This window comes from Cohnella sp. GCM10020058 (assembly GCF_042683485.1).
Taxonomy (GTDB): domain Bacteria; phylum Bacillota; class Bacilli; order Paenibacillales; family Paenibacillaceae; genus Cohnella.
The window spans coordinates 1-16,669 of record NZ_JBHUJV010000016.1; the positions used below are offsets into that span (position 1 = coordinate 1).

At 59.0% G+C, this 16,669-nt stretch carries 13 protein-coding genes; 1 reads left to right on the forward strand and 12 read right to left on the reverse strand.

Translation table 11 applies throughout. From position 1 onward, the window contains the following. Positions 1-376 precede the first annotated feature (376 nt). The 8 genes from ACFSR7_RS26545 to ACFSR7_RS26580 form a co-directional block, all read right to left on the reverse strand. Positions 377-1,024, reverse strand: coding sequence for a DUF2306 domain-containing protein (locus ACFSR7_RS26545; protein ID WP_378166857.1), 648 nt, complete (start codon positions 1,022-1,024; stop codon positions 377-379). A 53-nt stretch (positions 1,025-1,077) separates the two neighbouring features. Beyond that, positions 1,078-1,770, reverse strand: a complete 693-nt coding sequence (locus tag ACFSR7_RS26550; protein ID WP_378166859.1) for a response regulator transcription factor — start codon at positions 1,768-1,770, stop codon at positions 1,078-1,080. Continuing rightward, entirely contained in the window at positions 1,767-3,239 is a 1,473-nt protein-coding gene (locus ACFSR7_RS26555) for a sensor histidine kinase (RefSeq protein WP_378166861.1), read from the reverse strand. The genes ACFSR7_RS26550 and ACFSR7_RS26555 overlap by 4 nt, the downstream gene beginning before the upstream one ends. A 37-nt stretch (positions 3,240-3,276) precedes the next feature. After that, a complete protein-coding gene (locus tag ACFSR7_RS26560) occupies positions 3,277-4,023 on the reverse strand; it encodes an ABC transporter permease (RefSeq protein ID WP_378166863.1) in 747 nt (248 codons plus the stop codon). After that, positions 4,020-4,754: an ABC transporter ATP-binding protein gene (locus tag ACFSR7_RS26565; RefSeq protein ID WP_378166865.1), complete on the reverse strand. Its 735-nt coding sequence runs from the start codon at positions 4,752-4,754 to the stop codon at positions 4,020-4,022. The genes ACFSR7_RS26560 and ACFSR7_RS26565 overlap by 4 nt, the downstream gene beginning before the upstream one ends. 109 nt (positions 4,755-4,863) lie before the next feature. Then, positions 4,864-5,718 carry a hypothetical protein gene (locus ACFSR7_RS26570; RefSeq protein ID WP_378166867.1) on the reverse strand — a complete coding sequence of 285 codons (855 nt, stop codon included), beginning with the start codon at positions 5,716-5,718 and terminating at the stop codon, positions 4,864-4,866. A 244-nt stretch (positions 5,719-5,962) separates the two neighbouring features. After that, the gene (locus ACFSR7_RS26575; RefSeq protein ID WP_378166869.1) at positions 5,963-7,072 is read right to left on the reverse strand and encodes a dienelactone hydrolase family protein; all 1,110 of its coding nucleotides are present in this window, start codon (positions 7,070-7,072) and stop codon (positions 5,963-5,965) included. A 106-nt stretch (positions 7,073-7,178) separates the two neighbouring features. Continuing rightward, positions 7,179-9,251 (reverse strand): beta-galactosidase, encoded by a 2,073-nt coding sequence (locus ACFSR7_RS26580; RefSeq protein WP_378166871.1) that lies wholly within the window; start codon positions 9,249-9,251, stop codon positions 7,179-7,181. Positions 9,252-9,397: 146 nt separating this feature from the next. On the opposite strand from ACFSR7_RS26580, the gene ACFSR7_RS26585 reads away from it, so the two are divergent. Then, positions 9,398-10,237: an AraC family transcriptional regulator gene (locus ACFSR7_RS26585; RefSeq protein ID WP_378166872.1), complete on the forward strand. Its 840-nt coding sequence runs from the start codon at positions 9,398-9,400 to the stop codon at positions 10,235-10,237. Here the strand turns inward: ACFSR7_RS26585 and ACFSR7_RS26590 are convergent. From ACFSR7_RS26590 to ACFSR7_RS26605, 4 genes are all read right to left on the reverse strand, one after another. Then, positions 10,234-11,538, reverse strand: a complete 1,305-nt coding sequence (locus tag ACFSR7_RS26590; RefSeq protein ID WP_378166874.1) for an FAD-binding protein — start codon at positions 11,536-11,538, stop codon at positions 10,234-10,236. The two genes, ACFSR7_RS26585 and ACFSR7_RS26590, sit on opposite strands and share 4 nt — an antisense overlap. Positions 11,539-11,711: 173 nt before the next feature. Next, positions 11,712-12,491: a YheC/YheD family protein gene (locus ACFSR7_RS26595; RefSeq protein ID WP_378166875.1), complete on the reverse strand. Its 780-nt coding sequence runs from the start codon at positions 12,489-12,491 to the stop codon at positions 11,712-11,714. 99 nt (positions 12,492-12,590) lie between these two features. After that, positions 12,591-14,492 carry a PAS domain S-box protein gene (locus ACFSR7_RS26600; RefSeq protein ID WP_378166877.1) on the reverse strand — a complete coding sequence of 634 codons (1,902 nt, stop codon included), beginning with the start codon at positions 14,490-14,492 and terminating at the stop codon, positions 12,591-12,593. 157 nt (positions 14,493-14,649) lie between these two features. After that, positions 14,650-16,170, reverse strand: coding sequence for a malate:quinone oxidoreductase (locus ACFSR7_RS26605; RefSeq protein WP_378166879.1), 1,521 nt, complete (start codon positions 16,168-16,170; stop codon positions 14,650-14,652). Between the last annotated feature and the right edge of the window lie 499 nt (positions 16,171-16,669).

Sequence of the window (16,669 nt, forward strand, 5' to 3'; positions counted from 1 at the left end):
TACCAGTTCGACTTTTTGGCTTGTACCACAAAAATGAAACTGTAAAAACCTGATTAAATACCCACGTGCATCCATCTATCTCGATTAGGTCAATGTTTATGCAAGGCTAGTGGGTTTTTCCGTGCAACTTCCGACTCAAGAGCCGATTCTGCGCCAGTTGGACTTTTTTTCCGTGTAACTTCCGCTCTCCAGCCGCCGAACACGCGGTTAGCAGGATCGAGCGGCGCGGCGGGCGGAATATGATGCTTCAAGTGCAAAGTTGCGAGGTTGCAGGAAGTGCCCGATATTTGTAGGCGAGAATAGCGAAGCTGGGGCGACGCGACGTAAGACCAAGGAGGGCGGTGCAAGCGAGGCAGGTGCGGTTAAGCGATGTCTGTTAGTTTGCTTTGGAGCTGGCAGATGTGCGCTTCAATACGATCCATTCGACCGCGATCAGGTTAAGCACGAGTCCGGCCCAAATGTTGACGTTCAGCGCTTCCTCGACCATCCCTTCCCGGCCATCCGGAAGCGAAAAACCGTGCATGACCGCATAAAGCAGCAGCAGAAACGGTACCGCGATCCGTCCGCTTACGGCCACAAGCGTAATTCCAAAGCTTCGGATCATCCAGGTGCGATGCGCCTCGAACGATCCAGAACGTGCCGAGCGATAACCGCGCCAGGTCGAATACAGCCATAGGACCGATAGCGCTAAAAATCCGACCGCCTTCGTGAACGATTCCATGAAGAACACGAGCGCGATCGCGAGACTGCCGCTAATTCCGATGCTAACGACGTACAGACGGCCCGCATAGCGGTGAAGCAGCGGCCGCCTGCGGCGAATCGGCTCCCTGAATTGGACGAAGCCGGTCAACAAGGCGATCAGCGCTGTCAGGATGTGCGCGAGCAGGATCGGGAACTGCAGCGACGAAGAGGTCAACGTCACGCGTCCGGCGGCCGGGTCAAATGTAAAATAAGGTGCCGCGAACGGCAAAATGACGGCAAGTGAAATGAATAAAACGATCCACCAGGCTTTTCCGTTTTTCATGGCGGTTCAAATCCCTTCCTCCGGTGCGTCGAACTCGCTCCGGTTCGGCACCGTTAAACGTTAAAACGGTAGCCGACGCCCCAGATGGTCTCGATATATTGCGGTTTGGACGGATCGGCCTCGATTTTTTCGCGGAGCTTGCTGATGAAGACGGTAACTGTAGCGGTGTCTCCGACCGCGTCCAGGCCCCAGATTTTCTCGAACAGCTCGTCTTTGCCGAAGACGCGGTTCGGATGCAAGACCAAAAACAGGAGCAGGTCGTATTCTTTGGAGGTCAGCGCGACCTCGCGCTCGTTGACGTACGCCTTGCGCGAAGGCTTGTCGATCCGGATGCCGCGCAAGCGAATCTCTTCCGATCGCTTGTTCGGCCCGGACGACGTCAGCCGATCGTACCGCGTCAGATGCGCCTTCACGCGGGCGACCAGCTCGCCGACGCTGAACGGCTTGGTCATGTAATCGTCGGCGCCCAGCCCAAGGCCTCTGATCTTGTCGATGTCCTCCTTGCGCGCGGACACCATCAGGATCGGGATGTTTTTGGTCTCGCGAACCTGTCTGCAAATCTCGAATCCGTCCACCTTGGGCAGCATGAGGTCGAGGACGATCAGATCGTACTCCCCCTCAAGCGCCAGCTTCAGTCCCGCGTCTCCGCTGGTCGCGATGTCGACCGCGCAGCCGGCCGCCTCCAGGTAATCCTTTTGCACTTCCCCGATGACCTGCTCGTCCTCGACGATCAATATCCGCTTCATGGCCGCACACCGTCCATTTCCGTCTTTTTCAGCGTAAAATAAATGCTCGTGCCATCACCTACCCGGCTCTCGGCCCATACGCGCCCGCCTTGTCCCTCCACGATCTGCCTGACGATGGCAAGACCGAGTCCACTGCCTCCCGTATCCGTATTGCGGGAGCGCTCCGCGCGATAGAAGCGGTCGAACACATGCGGAAGCGCATCGGGCGCGATGCCCGAGCCGTTGTCCGTAATCCGCACCGCAACTTCGGCAGCTTCTTCCGTCCATGCGACGACAAGCTCGCGGCGCGGCTTGGTCATGTGCCTCAGGCTGTTTTCCACGATGTTCATGAAGACCCGCCGCAGCTTTTCCCGATCGGCCAGCACGCGTACCTTGCCCGCTCCGCCGACAGGACCGACGATATCGATGCCGCTGAAGCGCGGATCGGTCCGCAGCTCCTCCGTGCAATCCGTGAGGTACGACCCGAGCTCCGTCGGTTCGAGCTGGAACGGCAGCCGGTTCAAATCCAGCTTGGAAAATAAAAACAGCTCGTCGATGAGCCGGTCCATGTCGCTCGCTTTTTTGGCGATCATGCCGATATATTTGTCCCGCTTGGGCGCCGTGTCCGCGATGCCGTCCTGGATCCCCTCGACGCAGGCCTTGATGCCCGCGATCGGCGTCTTGAGGTCGTGGGAGATGCTCGCGATCAGCTCCTTGCGGTTGTCTTCGTACTGGAGCTGCAGGCGGATCGAATCGTTCAGCCGGACGCGCATCGCCTCGAACGCATCGCCCAGCTTGCCGATCTCGTCCTTGCGCTTCAGGTTCACGTGCCGGTCGAGCTGCCCGTCCTTGATTCGCTCGGCCGCGTGCTGCAGCGCATGAAGCGGCTTGATCATGCTGCGGGAAACGAGGATCGTCAAAAGGCCGTTGGTCAGCGCGACGGCTGCGAGCAAACCCGCCAGCGCAAGCAAGAACAGCGAACGCATGCTTCCAAAAAAGCCATTCAAGTCGTATAGGACAAAAACCTCGCCATGGCTCCCGTCGTCAAACTCGAAGCTATACTTGACGACGCTGTATTTGCCGTCGAATTTTTTCTTGCCCCATGTGGGCCGCTCGTCGCTCGGACGGGCTTCCTGCAATCGTTCATACAAGCCGGAAGCGTCGCCGGTTCCGGGCGATGCATAGGCAATCGCGCCGCTTTTCGCGACGACGAGCGCTGCTTTGAGCGCCTGCAGCCGCCCGCTGGTCTTGGTCAGAAAGTTTGTGTCGCCTAACCGGTCCGGATCGTTATCCGCCATGAATTTGAGGCCTGCAGTCAATTCGTCGAGCGCGTTGGACGCGGCCCACGCAGCCGGTATTTTCGTTTCGCCACCTCCCTCCGGCGTCTTGAACAGCAACGAGGCGACCCCCATCGCGATCAGCGCGAACAAAATAATGGGGATGACCGTCATCGCGACGTAGGACAGCACGAGCCTCAGCTTGATGGACATGGCAAAGCTCCTTTATTCGGACGCAGGGCGTCTTGAATTACAGCTGCTTGCGTTCCAGCAGAACGACGCCTGCCGTATAAGCCATTATACAATAGGCAAGCAAGACGCCTGCCGCGCGAACCAGGCTGCCGACAGGCGCGCCGGCGCCCGACCAACGCACATGCCACTCGGCATAGGCGACGACGGACCAAATGGACGCTTGGGGGAACAAAAACGGCAGCAGCCCCGCACCCAAATAGACGAGCAGCATCATCGCCATCCCGCCGGCGACGCTGCGCAAGAGGAGTCCGACGACGCTGGCCAGCATCCCGATTGCGATCATCGGCAGCCAAGAAACCGCATAGGCTTTCAGACTCTCGGCTATGCCGTCCGCAACATCGGCGCCAGCGACGAATACGCCTGCGGACGTCGAGACGACCCACCCGATCGCGAGCAGCGCTGCCGCGTACAGGGAGAGCGCGAATATTTTCGAGGCGTACACCTTCGCTCTCGTGACCGGGCGCAGCAGCGTCAGCTTCAGCGTTCCGTCCGCCGCTTCGCCAGCGAACAGATCGGCCGCCGTCATCATAAGGAACAAGGGAATCAGAATCAATGTTAAAAAGCGCAGCATCAGCAGTGCGAGATCGCCGCCGAGCGCGCTCTGCAAGGCGCCTTGCGGCAGCGCGCTCAGCACCCAGGCGAACAGCAGCGGAAGCAGCGCGGCGACAAGCGCGAACCCCTTCGTCTTCCTCCGCCGCCACAGCCGTTCCGTCTCATTGCGCGCATTGGCATACAGACTGTTCATCCGAGCCTCGCCCCCCTGTCGCTTTGAATTTGCATCGTCGCGAACTGCTCCAGGCTCGATTCGCCCCACAGCCCCTCATCCACGGCCTCGGTCCGAATCAGGCGCCCCTCGCTCATGATGCCCACGCGTCCCGCGATCAGGCCCAGATCGTGCACCAAATGACTGGACACGAGAAAAGCGACGCCGGTCTCGGACGACAAGCGGCGAATCGTCGTCCTTAGCTCCGCCATGCCCTGGACATCCAGTCCGTTGGTCGCCTCGTCGAGTACGACCAGCTTCGGCCCGGACAGCAGCGCAGCCGCCAGCGCCAGCCGCTGCTTCATACCGAGCGAAAAGCTTCCGGCCTTCTCATGGCGATAAGCGGCGAGACCCACTTGCTCGAGCGCCTGATCGATCCGCGAGGCGGGCAGGCTTGGGTAAAACCGCGCGGCCTGCCGAAGCTGGCCGTACGCCGTCAACTTTTCAAATACGTGCACCGTCTCGATGATGCAGCCGACGCCCGCCATCGCTTGCTCGAACTGCGCGGACGCATCCAAGCCGAACAGCTCGATACGACCTTGGTCCGGTCGCGCCAGACCGGCGATCAGCTTGAGCAGCGTCGTCTTGCCGGCGCCGTTCGGACCGATCAGGCCGAACACCTCTCCAGATCCGATCTCGAAGCTGACGTCCTGCACGCCGCGGCCGTTTTTGTATCGCTTGCCGACGTTCGATACCTTTAACACGGTCTCCATTCGTCTCCGCTCCTTTCTATTCGGCAAAAACCGGGCGGCGCCGCCGCCCGATCGTACCGCTTTTGTCACATGTAGCCCGATCGTACCGCCTTTCACGACGCGTATTCGATTAGCGGTGCCAGCCGCGCCCCTCTTTTCCGTCGTCCAGCGGTTCAACTTTCTTGCCTGTCAGGTCGATCCGGTCCGGCGTCGTGCCGTCCAAATCCGAAATATCGACACGGAACGCGAGATGAAGCTCGTGCTTGAGGCCGGTACCGTCCTTGCCGGTCAATACAAGACTTGCCGTCTGATCCTCGAGCAGTCCGTCCGGACCGATGTCCGCGTCGAGCTCGATACGCTCGACCTTCACGCCATCCGTCAGCGTCGGCGCCTGTGCGGCCGCATCGCCATGCTCGGCCAGCCCGGAGGCAGCCAGCGCGCCGAGCGCGTTCACAACCGCCGGAATTTGGCTCCCCGACAGATGAAGCGAAGCTCGCTTGCTGCCATCCGCATCCGTCTCGACCGTGGCCAGCTCCTTCACGTTGCCCGTCAGAGCGTCGAACAGCTGGAGCGCGGCTTGAGGCGGACCATGCGGCTTTTCATCTGCGGCGCTTTCCTTTTCCTCGTCCAGCGCTTTGACCTTGTACGCCTCGCTATCCGCAGTCTTGACGATCAATTGACCGTCCTGAACGAATACGTCGGCCGCATGCGCCTTCCCGTCCCCTTCCGCCTTGGCATTCAAGCTGATCGCGCGCCGCGCCTTGTCCAAGCGAATGTCCGACGATCCTGCGAACAGCGACTTGCCGTTGTCGGACACCGTCAGATTCACGCGCGCCGTCAGGCTGGACACCTGCGACGTTTTCGTCACTGCCGCTTCGTAGGCCTCATATCCCGACGTGCTCGCCATCGCGCTAATTCCGCTTGCCAGCAGCATCGCCGCTCCGACGCCGAACGCGCCGCCTGCCATCCACCATTTCTTGTTCATGTCCGTTCCCTCCGCTAAACTGTTTTTTTGAAGCGCTGCGGCTTCCTGTAATTCATCTTAGCGGGCAAGTCTAAACCATCCTCAAAGCAATTCTAAAAAAAGTATAAAAACGGAAAAACGCAATTAAGACGCAAAAAACGACACCTAAAACCCGGTTTTACCCGTGCAAAAGTGCCGTTCTGTTATAAGTTCGTTCGTTAGATTTTAGTTCGTTTATTCGTTGCCGCAGCCGGCCGTTTCCGCTTCATTTCAACGCGCCTGCGTCCGCAAAATCCAAAAACCGCTCCCAATCGTATGCGGTAAGGTCGTGAACGCCGCTGCGCAGATGATAGCCCATTCGCTCCCCCATCAGCGGTGACTCCGGTGCCGGGAACGACGTTTGCGCCACGCCAGCGAAGCCGTGCAGCCGATAAACGGGAGCGGCTTCGAGAAGAGCCGCGAACTCCGAAGCCGGATCCGCCCATTCGTCCTGCACGGCGCTCGCTACGTATATGGCGCGGGGCGCCACGGCTGCGAGCAGCATATGCTGGTCGACGGGCAGCGCTTCCTCGCGACCGTTGAACGACTTATAATTGCGGTTGAACCAATGTGGAAAACGGTCGTTGATCGCCTGGATCGTCTCCCCCCGCTTGCCTCGCGACAGCGCCGCGCCCGTGCTGCCGGACTCGTTGCTGACGACTAGCGCAAAGCGCTCGTCGATGGCACCGGCCCACAGCGAAGCTTTGCCGCCCCGGGAATGTCCGGCAACGGCAACCCGTCCGGCATCGATATCGGGGTCCGTCTCGAGGTAATCCATCGCGCGGCGCGCCGCCCACGACCATGCCGCGATCGTCGCCCAAGCGTCCGGCGGCCGTTCTCCGTCAAAGCGGTCGAAAATGCCGTGTACCCCGTCGCGATAGCCGTCGTCGACGTCCGGATCCGCGTCCTCGACGTCGAGCACCGCCGCCGCGTATCCGCGGGCGACGATGCGCTCCGCAGGCCAAAACGGGGAGACGGTTCGCCGTTCCGGATCCATCGTTGCTGCGCCCCGATTGTTGAGGAGCAAGAAAGCCGGATAGGGTCCTTGTCCTTCGACCGGAACGAAAAGCAGCAAGCAGATCGTCCCTTTCCCGCCTGGGCCCTCGAATCGGATATCGACCTGTTTGCGGACCGCCGCGCCATCCATCATGCCTGGCGTGACGACCGTCTCGAAGGAAAGGGACGTCGGCCTTTCGATCGGCGCTCTTCCGTAAACGTTCGTGCGAAAAAGCTCCAAAATTTCAGGTCTCCGTTTGCTCCGCCACTCGTTAACCGACTCGATCCGTTCTCCGGTTAATCCCTTCAGAACGTCCGGCAAACCGCGTTCAGCCGTCATAACGTCGCCCTCCATCCGTTTAATTGCCGTCTATAATCATAGCGCTTTCTTCTTCCAATTAAAAACCGCCTCCCCTTGAAAAGGGAAGCGGCAGCGATTTGTGAATTTAATCGGCGGTTCGAATGAGCACGCGCACGCCGTTCTGTACCAGGTTCAGCGCATTGTCCGCCAGCGGCTCGCCGGTCTCGGCATCCCGGTAGGACCGGCCGTCCAGCTTGACGATCTGACCGGCGCCGCTGTAATTTTCGACGAACACGTATTCCGACACGCCGTCGGAGCGTACATGCGCCGTCACGCCGCGCGGGAGCTCCGACGCGATGGCCCTCGGCAGCGCCAGCGTCACGGCGAGCTTGGCGTAAAGCGTATCGAGAAACGCGGCGTCGGCCCGGGTCGCCAGGTAATAGGCGCGACCGTTGCCCAGCGCGTTCACCGTAAGCGCCGGGCGGCCGGCGTAGAAGTCGTCGCGGTACGTCGCCAGCGCGGTCGCGCCTTCGAGGTGCACGAGCTCGCACAGCTCGCGCGATTCGTACGTCTTTGCGAGACCCAGCTCGTTGCCGGGGACCGGCACAAGCGCGTTGCGTTCGTCGTCGTACAGCGAGTCGATCTCCTCCGCCCAGATGCCGAGCGTCTTGCGCAGCGGTCCGGGAAACCCGCCGAGGTGGCAGAGATCATGCTCGTCGACGACGCCGCTCCAATAGGTGGCGACGAGCGTGCCGCCCGCTTCGACGAAGCGCTCCAGTCGTTCGCCGATTGACGCTCGGCACAGGTACATCATCGGCGCCGCAATCAAGTCGTAGCGGGAGAGGTCCCGGTCGTCCTCGGAGCCGATAATATCCACCTGAATGCCGAGCGACCACAGCGCGCGATAGTGTTCCATCAGCGTGTCCTCGTAATGAACGCCTGCATTGCGCGGCCCTTGCGAATCGTTCACTGCCCAGCGATTGTCCCAGTCGGTCAGAAGCGCGGCGCGAGCATTCACGCCGGTCCCCGCGACGTCCGCGATTCGCTTCAGCGTCTCGCCCAGCTCCGCCACGTCGGCGAATACGCGCGTGTTCTCGTGCCCGACATGGTCGACGACCGCGCCGTGCAGCTTTTCGCTCGAGCCGCGGCTTTTTCGCCATTGGAAGTACTGGACCGAATCGGAGCCGTGCGCAACGGCCTGCAGGGAAGCGAGCTTGTGCATGCCCGGCTTTTTCAGCTTGCTGATCGGCTGCCAGTTGGTCATGCTCGGCGTGCTCTCCATGAGCAGGAACGGCTTGTCCTTGAGCGAGCGGAACAGATCGTGATTGTAAGCGAACCAGGCGGCCACTTCGATGTCGTCCCGCGCGCCATGCCACTTCGGATAGGCGTCCCAGGAGACGACGTCCAGGATGTCGGCGAACTTGCGGTAATCGAGCCCTTCGTAGCCTTCCATCAGATTCGTGGTGACGGGCAGATCCGGGTTGTAGGGACGCACCGCCGCAATCTCATGGGCGCAGAAGTCGACGGTCCGCGCGGTCACGAAGCGCCGCCAATCGAGATTTTGTCCATGGACCATGTTCTCGCCGCGCGGCGAAGGCGCTTCCACCTGCGACCAGCTCGTATACGTATGCGCCCAGAAGGAGGTCCACCAGGACGCATTCAGCGCATCCAGCGAGCCATATTCGGCTTGCAGCCACTCGCGAAACGCTTCCTGACAGTAATCGCAGTGGCAATCGCCGCCGTATTCGTTGGAAATATGCCAGCCGAGGACGGCGGGGTGCCGGGCGTACCGCTCCGCCAGCTTGCCGTTCATGATCGCCGTTTTTTCCCGGTACACCGGCGAGCTGTAGCAGTGATTGTGGCGGACGCCGTGCAGGTTGCGCACGCGTTGGGCGTTCACCCGCAGCACTTCGGGATAGCGTTCGGACATCCATGCGGGACGGGCGCCGCTCGGCGTCGCGAGCCAGGCGTAGATGCCGTTCGCTTCGAAGCGCTCCAGCACGCGGTCCAGCCACGCGAATTCGAATCTGCCTTCCTCGGGCTCGATCGCCGACCATGCGAAGATGCCGACCGCCATCACGTTGCAGCCGGCCAGCTTCATGAGCCGGATATCCTCCTCGAGCACCTGCGGATCGTGCTGCCATTGGTCCGGATTGTAGTCCGCACCATGCATGAACCCCTTGATCTTGCCGCTGACCGGCGGATAGCGCTTCGCCATCGCAACTCTCCCCTTCGCTCTGTGCTTATCGTTTCATTGCTAACGAATAAAAACTAAACTATAGTCTGATTGTAGCCTTACAACAGCCATAATCGTTAGCACAATGAACGTCAAAATAAGCACAAAATGAATATGGAGGCTAAGTCATGCAGCTCCCGTTCCGTCTGTCCCCATCCGTACATTCCGGCCGGCTCCCAGTCAGCCTCTACTGCGTCGGCGCGCACGCCCAGCATCCGGTGGATCGTCCGTCCGGTTTTCCCGTGATGCAGTGCTTTGTCGCGCTCGGAGGACGCGGTCGCTTTGAATTTCCCGAAGGGAACAGCCTGTCGGTCGATGCCGGTCAGGCGCTGCTGCTTCCCGCCGACAACGCTCATCGCTACGCGTCGTTTCCGGGGCAGCCATGGCTGCTCGGCTACGTCGGCTTCGAAGGTCCTTGCGCACCGGATATCGCGGAAGCTTGCGGCTTGCCTTCGCGTAAGGCGTTCACGCTAAAAGATTCCGACGCGCCCGCTGCTGGCATCCGGGGACTCTGGCAGCTCGCGGACCGGGCAGATCCGGACGCCGCGCGTCTGTTATCTGCGCGTCTTTACGATTTTTTGCTGCTGCTCGGGTCGCTCGCAGCCGGGCCGGCTTCGCCGGCTGCGCCGCTGCGCACGCGCCAATCCGACGCCGCACTCGAGCGCGCCGTTCACTTCCTGCACGAACACTTCGCCGAACCGCTGGTCATGTCGAACGTCGCCAGCGCGGTCGGGTACTCGGTGCAGCATTTCCAGCGGCTGTTCCGCGAAGCGTACGGCGAGCCGCCGCTCGCGTACCTTCGCCGCATCCGGCTTCATCAGGCCGCGGTATGGCTGGAGGAGGATCCCCACGCCTCCGTCTCGGAGACCGCCGGCCGAATCGGCATGGATCCCAATTATTTTATCCGCTCGTTTAAGCAGGCTTACGGCATTTCGCCGGGGCATTACCGAAAAGATAAAGGGCGTTAGTCTCCTGCATCGGCGCGATGTGCGCCTAGTAACAGTCGTTCTGTATAGGCATTGCGGAACTTGCCGTCCGGATCGAACCGCGCGACGAGCCTTTCGAAGTCGGGCAGTCTGGCGTAAAGCGAACGCAGACGAGCCGAGGGCGTGACATACAGCTTGGCCCAGTGCGGACGGGCCCGATAAGGCGCGAGCGCCTCCTCGATCAGCGGGAGCAGTCGGGAGACGGCCGACTGCTCGGGCTTCCACGTAAAGTGAATGCCCACCGCGTCCTGCCCATAGCTGGGACTCATCCACAGCTCGTCCGCGGCGACCGTGCGGATCTCGGATACGTACAGCAGCGGCGCGATTTGCGTGCGCAGCCGTTCGATCGCGCAGAGCGCCTCGTACGCCGCAGCGCGCGGAACGAAGTATTCGCTTTGCAGCTCTTCGCCCGCGCTCGGCGTGAAGTTCAGGCGGAAGTGCGGCAGACGCTCGTACCACTTTCCGACGATGCCGAGCTGTTCGCTGCAAGGGTCCGCCGACAGTCCGGGCACAGGATGCTTGCGCTCGGTCGCGCGCGTGGCGCCGTAGAATGAAGGCAGCTCTTGCGGCTGTCCGCCCCCTTCATCCGGCTCCTTTCTTTTTAACCACACCTGATTAAACCCGGCCTGCCGCCAATTCGTGAATAGGCTAACACTGTATGCGGCGGATAGAATCTCTTCGAGATGCCCCGCAAGCGCCTCGAGCGACAATCCTTCATAGACCGTCTGACTCATATGAAACGCCGGAATCAAGTCAAGCGTAATCGCCGTAACGATACCCAGACGCCCGAGACCGACAACCGCGCCTTGCAGCGTCCCGTCCCCGTCGTCGCGGGAGATCGCGACCTCCTCCCCGTTCGCCGTCACCATATCCAGCGCGTGGACCGACGTCGATAAATTGCCGTTGCGAACGCCAGAGCCATGCGTCGCGGTCGCGCAGGCGCCGGCAACCGTAATATGCGGCAGCGAAGCCAAATTGGGCAGCGCATACCCGTGTTCGTCCAAGTAAGCGCAAAGCTCTCCGTACCGGATGCCGCCCTCGACTTTGACTCTGCCCTTCGTTTTGTCCAGTTCGATGACCCGGTTCAGCTTTTCCATCGAGAGAAGCGCACCGTCCGTATCGGCGATTCCGTTAAACGAATGACGCGACCCGAGCGCCTTCACGCGCTGGCTGCGCGCCACCCGCTCCTGGATTTCTTCGACGCTCGCCGGAGCGGCGATCTCGGCGGCTTGAAAACGATAGTTGCCAGCCCAATTAGTGTCGTTTTGCGAATTTTCCGTCATTCGTGCCATCCATCCTCTCATCAAGAAGCGCTGCGCTTTCATCATTAAACATAACACGATTGCGCGGCAACCGCTCAGCCTGATTAGAATGCGAAAAAGACGCCGGCGAGGATGAACCGCGACCTGCGTCTTTATTGATGACATCCGCTTGCAACTGGATTCATCCGCTTAAGCTAAGCTCGCTTGGACGAAACGCGACGCGCTTTGTTCGCCCGCGCCGCGCCGGCTTTTGACAACCGGCCGTACGACATTATTTTTCGATACATCCGCTTGTCGGACAACGCGTTAAAAATGGATTTGTCGGGACGCGAGTTGACCTCGATAATCCAGGGCTTCAGCGACCGGTCGATGCCGATGTCGATTCCGTATGCACGGAATTGAGGGAACCGGCGGTTCAAATGGCGGCTGACCCGAAGTCCGAGTCCCAGTAGCCGCTTCTTGTAGCGGGCGCGTCCGGCCGAGGGAATGGAAGAGGAGAGCAGCACGTCGGCAGGCATCGGCTTGCCCCCGTTATGATAATTGGTCACGATTTTATTGGGCCTGGCAAGACGTCCGACGATGCCGGTCGCCTCCCACGCCCCTTTCGGATTGCGTTGGACCATGACGCGCAGGTCGAACGGCCGTCGCTTGTAGCTGAGCAATGGAATTCCCATTTGCACCAAATACGTTTTGTTCGCCTTCGCCTTGGAAAAAGCGGCATAGGCGTGTTCGAGCTTCGCGTACGCGCGGCTGTGCGTGCCGTGCCTTAGCCGGTATCCGCCTTTGAACCTCGATAACTTGAAGATGCCGAAGCCGCCGGTGCCGTGACTCGGTTTCAGGTATACGGCCGAATATCGCCCAAGCATCGCTCGGATCGACTTCAAGTCGGCGACTGCCGTCGGCGGCAAATGTGCAGCGGCCGTCCGGTCCTTGAGCAGCAGCCTGTATTTGCCCAGCTTGTTGTTCCCGTGCATGGCCGCCCCCCGTTCCGATTGTTCGAATCCCCTTTCTACATATATGCAACGGCGACGCCTGCAACCTATGCGCATGACGGGTTTCCTTTCACAAAAACGCTAAACCGCCTTGCTCGCATACTGGACCAATATTTGCTTGACCACCTCGCGCTTTACAGGCTTGCTCACGTATTCGTCCATGCCGGCTGCCAGGCACTTTTCCCGGTCGCCCTTGAGTGCGTTCGCAGTGACCGCGACAATTCGCGGGCAAATATCGGGCGCCAATCGCGCTTTGATCGCACGCGCCGCGTCCAAGCCATTAATAACCGGCATCTGAATATCCATAAAAATGAAATCGAAAGGCTCGCGAAGCGCCGCTTCGATCGCTTCTTTCCCGTTTTCAGCCACCGATACGCGATGTCCCATTTTCTCCAGCATTTTTTTCAGCACGAGCGTATTGATCGGATTGTCTTCGCCGACCAGTATTTTCGCTGCGGACATGCCTGCATCTCGCGGCTCCCCGATCCCGGGCGTCAGATGATCTTCCGTCCTCTCATGCAGTTCAACGGAGAAATGAAAGGTCGAGCCGTTTGTGCCGTCGCTCTCCGCGCGGATCTCCCCGCCCATCAATTCGACGATCCGTCTGCTGATGGATAGGCCAAGCCCAGTCCCTTCATGCTTGCGCATCATGAAGCTGTCGATCTGCGAGAAAGGATCGAAAATCTCTTCCAGCCGATCCGGCGGAATGCCGATGCCCGTATCCGTAACGGTAAACGACAGCAGCGGTATTTTGGCTTTGATCTTTTTGACGGCTACCGACACTTTGCCGCTTGGCGTGAACTTCACGGCATTGCCGAGCAGATTGAGCAGCACTTGCTTCAGGCGATCCGCATCGCCAAAAATAAAATCGGGGACGTCATGATGGATGGCATACGACAGCTCGAGATTTTTTTCGTCCGCTTTGGCGGAAACGACCGACAAGCTGTCCTTGATGCATTTCCGGAGGTCGAAGGACGTTTCTTGCAGCTCGCTTCTCCCCGCCTCGATTTTCGACAAGTCCAGGATATCGTTGATGATGGCGAGCAGCGCCTCTCCGCTCTTGCGTATGATCTCGACATAGCCCTGTCTTTCCTCGTCCAGCTCCGTGTCGAGCAGCAGGTCGGTCATGCCGATGACGCCGTTCATGGGCGTACGGATCTCGTGGCTCATCATCGCCAGAAATTCACTTTTCGCGCGGTTAGTCGCCTCCGCCATTTCTTTGGCTAACACGAGTTGTTTTTGCTCCGAAATGTCCTTGCAGATGAGATAAAAGCCGATATTGCGATTGCCGACGAAAATAGGGGCGATACTCGTAATGACTTCGACGATTTCTCCATCCTTGGTAATCAAGGTATCGATGCCTTGCTCGACCGTCGTGTCCTGCAGCGAATCCGCCAATATAAGATCCACGTTAGGCTGACCGATAATATGGGCGAGCTCCATGCCGATCAGCTCCGATTCGATGGAATAACCCGTCAGCTTTTCGGCGACAGCGTTTCCGTTAATTACGCGACCCTGCAGGTCGAAGGATATAACGGCGTCGTGATTGTATTTTTTAAGCGAGGTATACCGTTCGACGGATTCCTGAAGCTGAATTTCGGAAATTTTTTGCTTGGAGATGTCGTTAATCTGCACAATATAATAAAGCGGCGTTCCTTCCTCGCTGCGAAATAGACGCACGGACATCATCGTCCAGATTGTGGCACCGTCATTTCTGATAAAACGCTTTTCCATGAACCACTCCGACTCGGTCTCTCCCACCAGCGCCTTTAGCTCTTCGATGGATTGAACCGGATCGTCGGGATGCGAGAAACAGCCAAACCGCCGTCCTTCGAATTGTTCTTTGCTATAGCCGAATATCCGCTCCATGGCGGGATTCACGGTTAGAAAAAGGCCGTCCGGATCGGTCAATGCGACACCGAAAGAAGCGAATTGAAAAACTTGACCGTTAAAGGAATTCTGATCCAGGTTGACGCGATGCATGGGTTACCTCCAAATCTTCATTTAGCCGCCCCGATTGCATGCTGGCATCATTTTTCCGTTTCATTTACCCGCTGCGAAACGCCCTGAAACCGCAAAAAAACAGCGGCGTTCGAGGAAAAACGTCCCGAACGCTCGCTGCGATGGAAAACGGGGAATACTAGGAAACCGGCTGACTTGCCGCCTTTTGATATGATTTGCTTGCGCTTAAGCCAAGCGATTGTGCTGTCGATGCCTGAATCTCGCGGAGCAGCTCCGGATTTTTAAGCAAGGAAGCGCCATACGACGGAATCATCTCTTTAAGCTTCGGCTCCCAGGCTTGAATCTGCTGCGGGAAACATCTCTTGATAACGTTCAACATGACCGATACGGCGGTCGAAGCGCCCGGGGACGCTCCGAGCAGCGCGGCGACCGAGCCGTCTGCGGCCGTCACAACTTCGGTGCCGAATTGCAGCGTTCCTTTGCCGCCTGCGGCCGTGTCCTTGATGACCTGCACGCGCTGGCCGGCTACGACCAAATCCCAATCCTCGCTCTTCGCGTCGGGCACAAACTCGCGGAGTTCCTCCATGCGCTGCTCCTTGGACAGCATGACCTGCTGGATCAGGTACTTGGTGAGCGACATGTTTTTGGCGCCGGCGGCCATCATCGTGACCAGATTGTGCGGCTTGACCGAAGTAATCAGATCGAGCATGGAACCCGTCTTCAAGAACTTCGGCGAAAATCCGGCAAACGGCCCGAACAGAAGCGATTTTTTGTTGTCGATGAACCGGGTGTCAAGGTGCGGAACCGACATCGGAGGCGCGCCGACCTTCGCTTTGCCGTAAACCTTGGCGTGATGCTTGGCAATGACTTCCGGGTTGGTGCAAGACATGAACAGACCGCTGACCGGGAATCCGCCGATATGCTTGCCTTCGGGAATGCCTGTCTTTTGCAGCAGGTGCAGGCTGCCCCCGCCGCCGCCGATGAAGACGAACTTTGCGGTGTGCCGCTCGACGCGGCCGTTATCGGCGCGCACCTTCAGCTCCCAAGCGCCGTCGCGCGTGCGGCTGATGTCGTCCACTTTGTGCTTGTACTTGATGTCCACATTGTTTTTCTTAAGGTGTTCGAACAGCATGCGTGTCAAAGCGCCGAAGTTAACGTCCGTGCCGGCGTCGACCTTGGTGGCCGCGATCGGCTCGTTCGCGCCCCGGTTTTTCATGATCAGCGGGATCCATTCCTTCAGCTTGGCATGGTCCTCGGTATACTCCATGCCGTGGAACAGCGGATTGACGCACAACGCTTCATACCGCTTTTTCAAAAACGATACGTCCTTTTGCCCGTGCACGAGACTCATATGCGGCAGGGGCATTATAAAATCGTGCGGATTGCGGATCAGCTTGCTCTCGACAAGGTAGGACCAGAACTGCATGGAATCCTGGAACTGCTCGTTGATGCTGATCGCCTTGCTGATATCGATTGAGCCGTCAGGCTTTTCAACGGTGTAGTTGAGCTCGCACAGCGCCGCGTGACCCGTTCCGGCGTTGTTCCATTCGTTGGAACTCTCTTCGCCCGCGCTCGCAAGCTTCTCCAGCACGGTAATTTTCCAGCTCGGCGCCAGTTCCTTCAGCATCGCGCCAAGCGTCGCGCTCATGATGCCTGCACCGATCAAGATTACGTCTGAACTTGTTTGTCCGTTACTCATTTATGACCATCCTTATATCTTAAAATTTGCACAATGATGTCCGGGTCCGAATTAACCTTATCTATTTTAACACTATTACCATCCGACTTTAATAAATGTTTACTATAGAGATGATCGATATAAGTTATTTCTTTGCGCTTGTTCCTGCCAAGCACATCAAGCACATCTAAACCGGGTTGTCCTTGAAGTTGTTAAAGTTCGACATTGCGCACAACATTGAGCGCGCGGTGGCGGCGGAGGCGCGGCGAGTGAAGGCGTTGGATGCGAAGATGCAAAAGAGATGCACGGTAGTAGGCTGAGGCGGTGAGTGAGCCGGCGAATGAGGCGCTGGGCGAGCATGCACAAGGAATGTGCATGGCTGCGGCGATGACGCGGTGGGCGGTTGCAATCGACGCGATGGTGCACAAAAATAGTGCATGGTGATGCGAAAAGCGTGGTGGGCGGTGGCGGTAGGTGCGAGGATGCACAAGAAACATGCACGATGGCGGCTGAGGCGCGG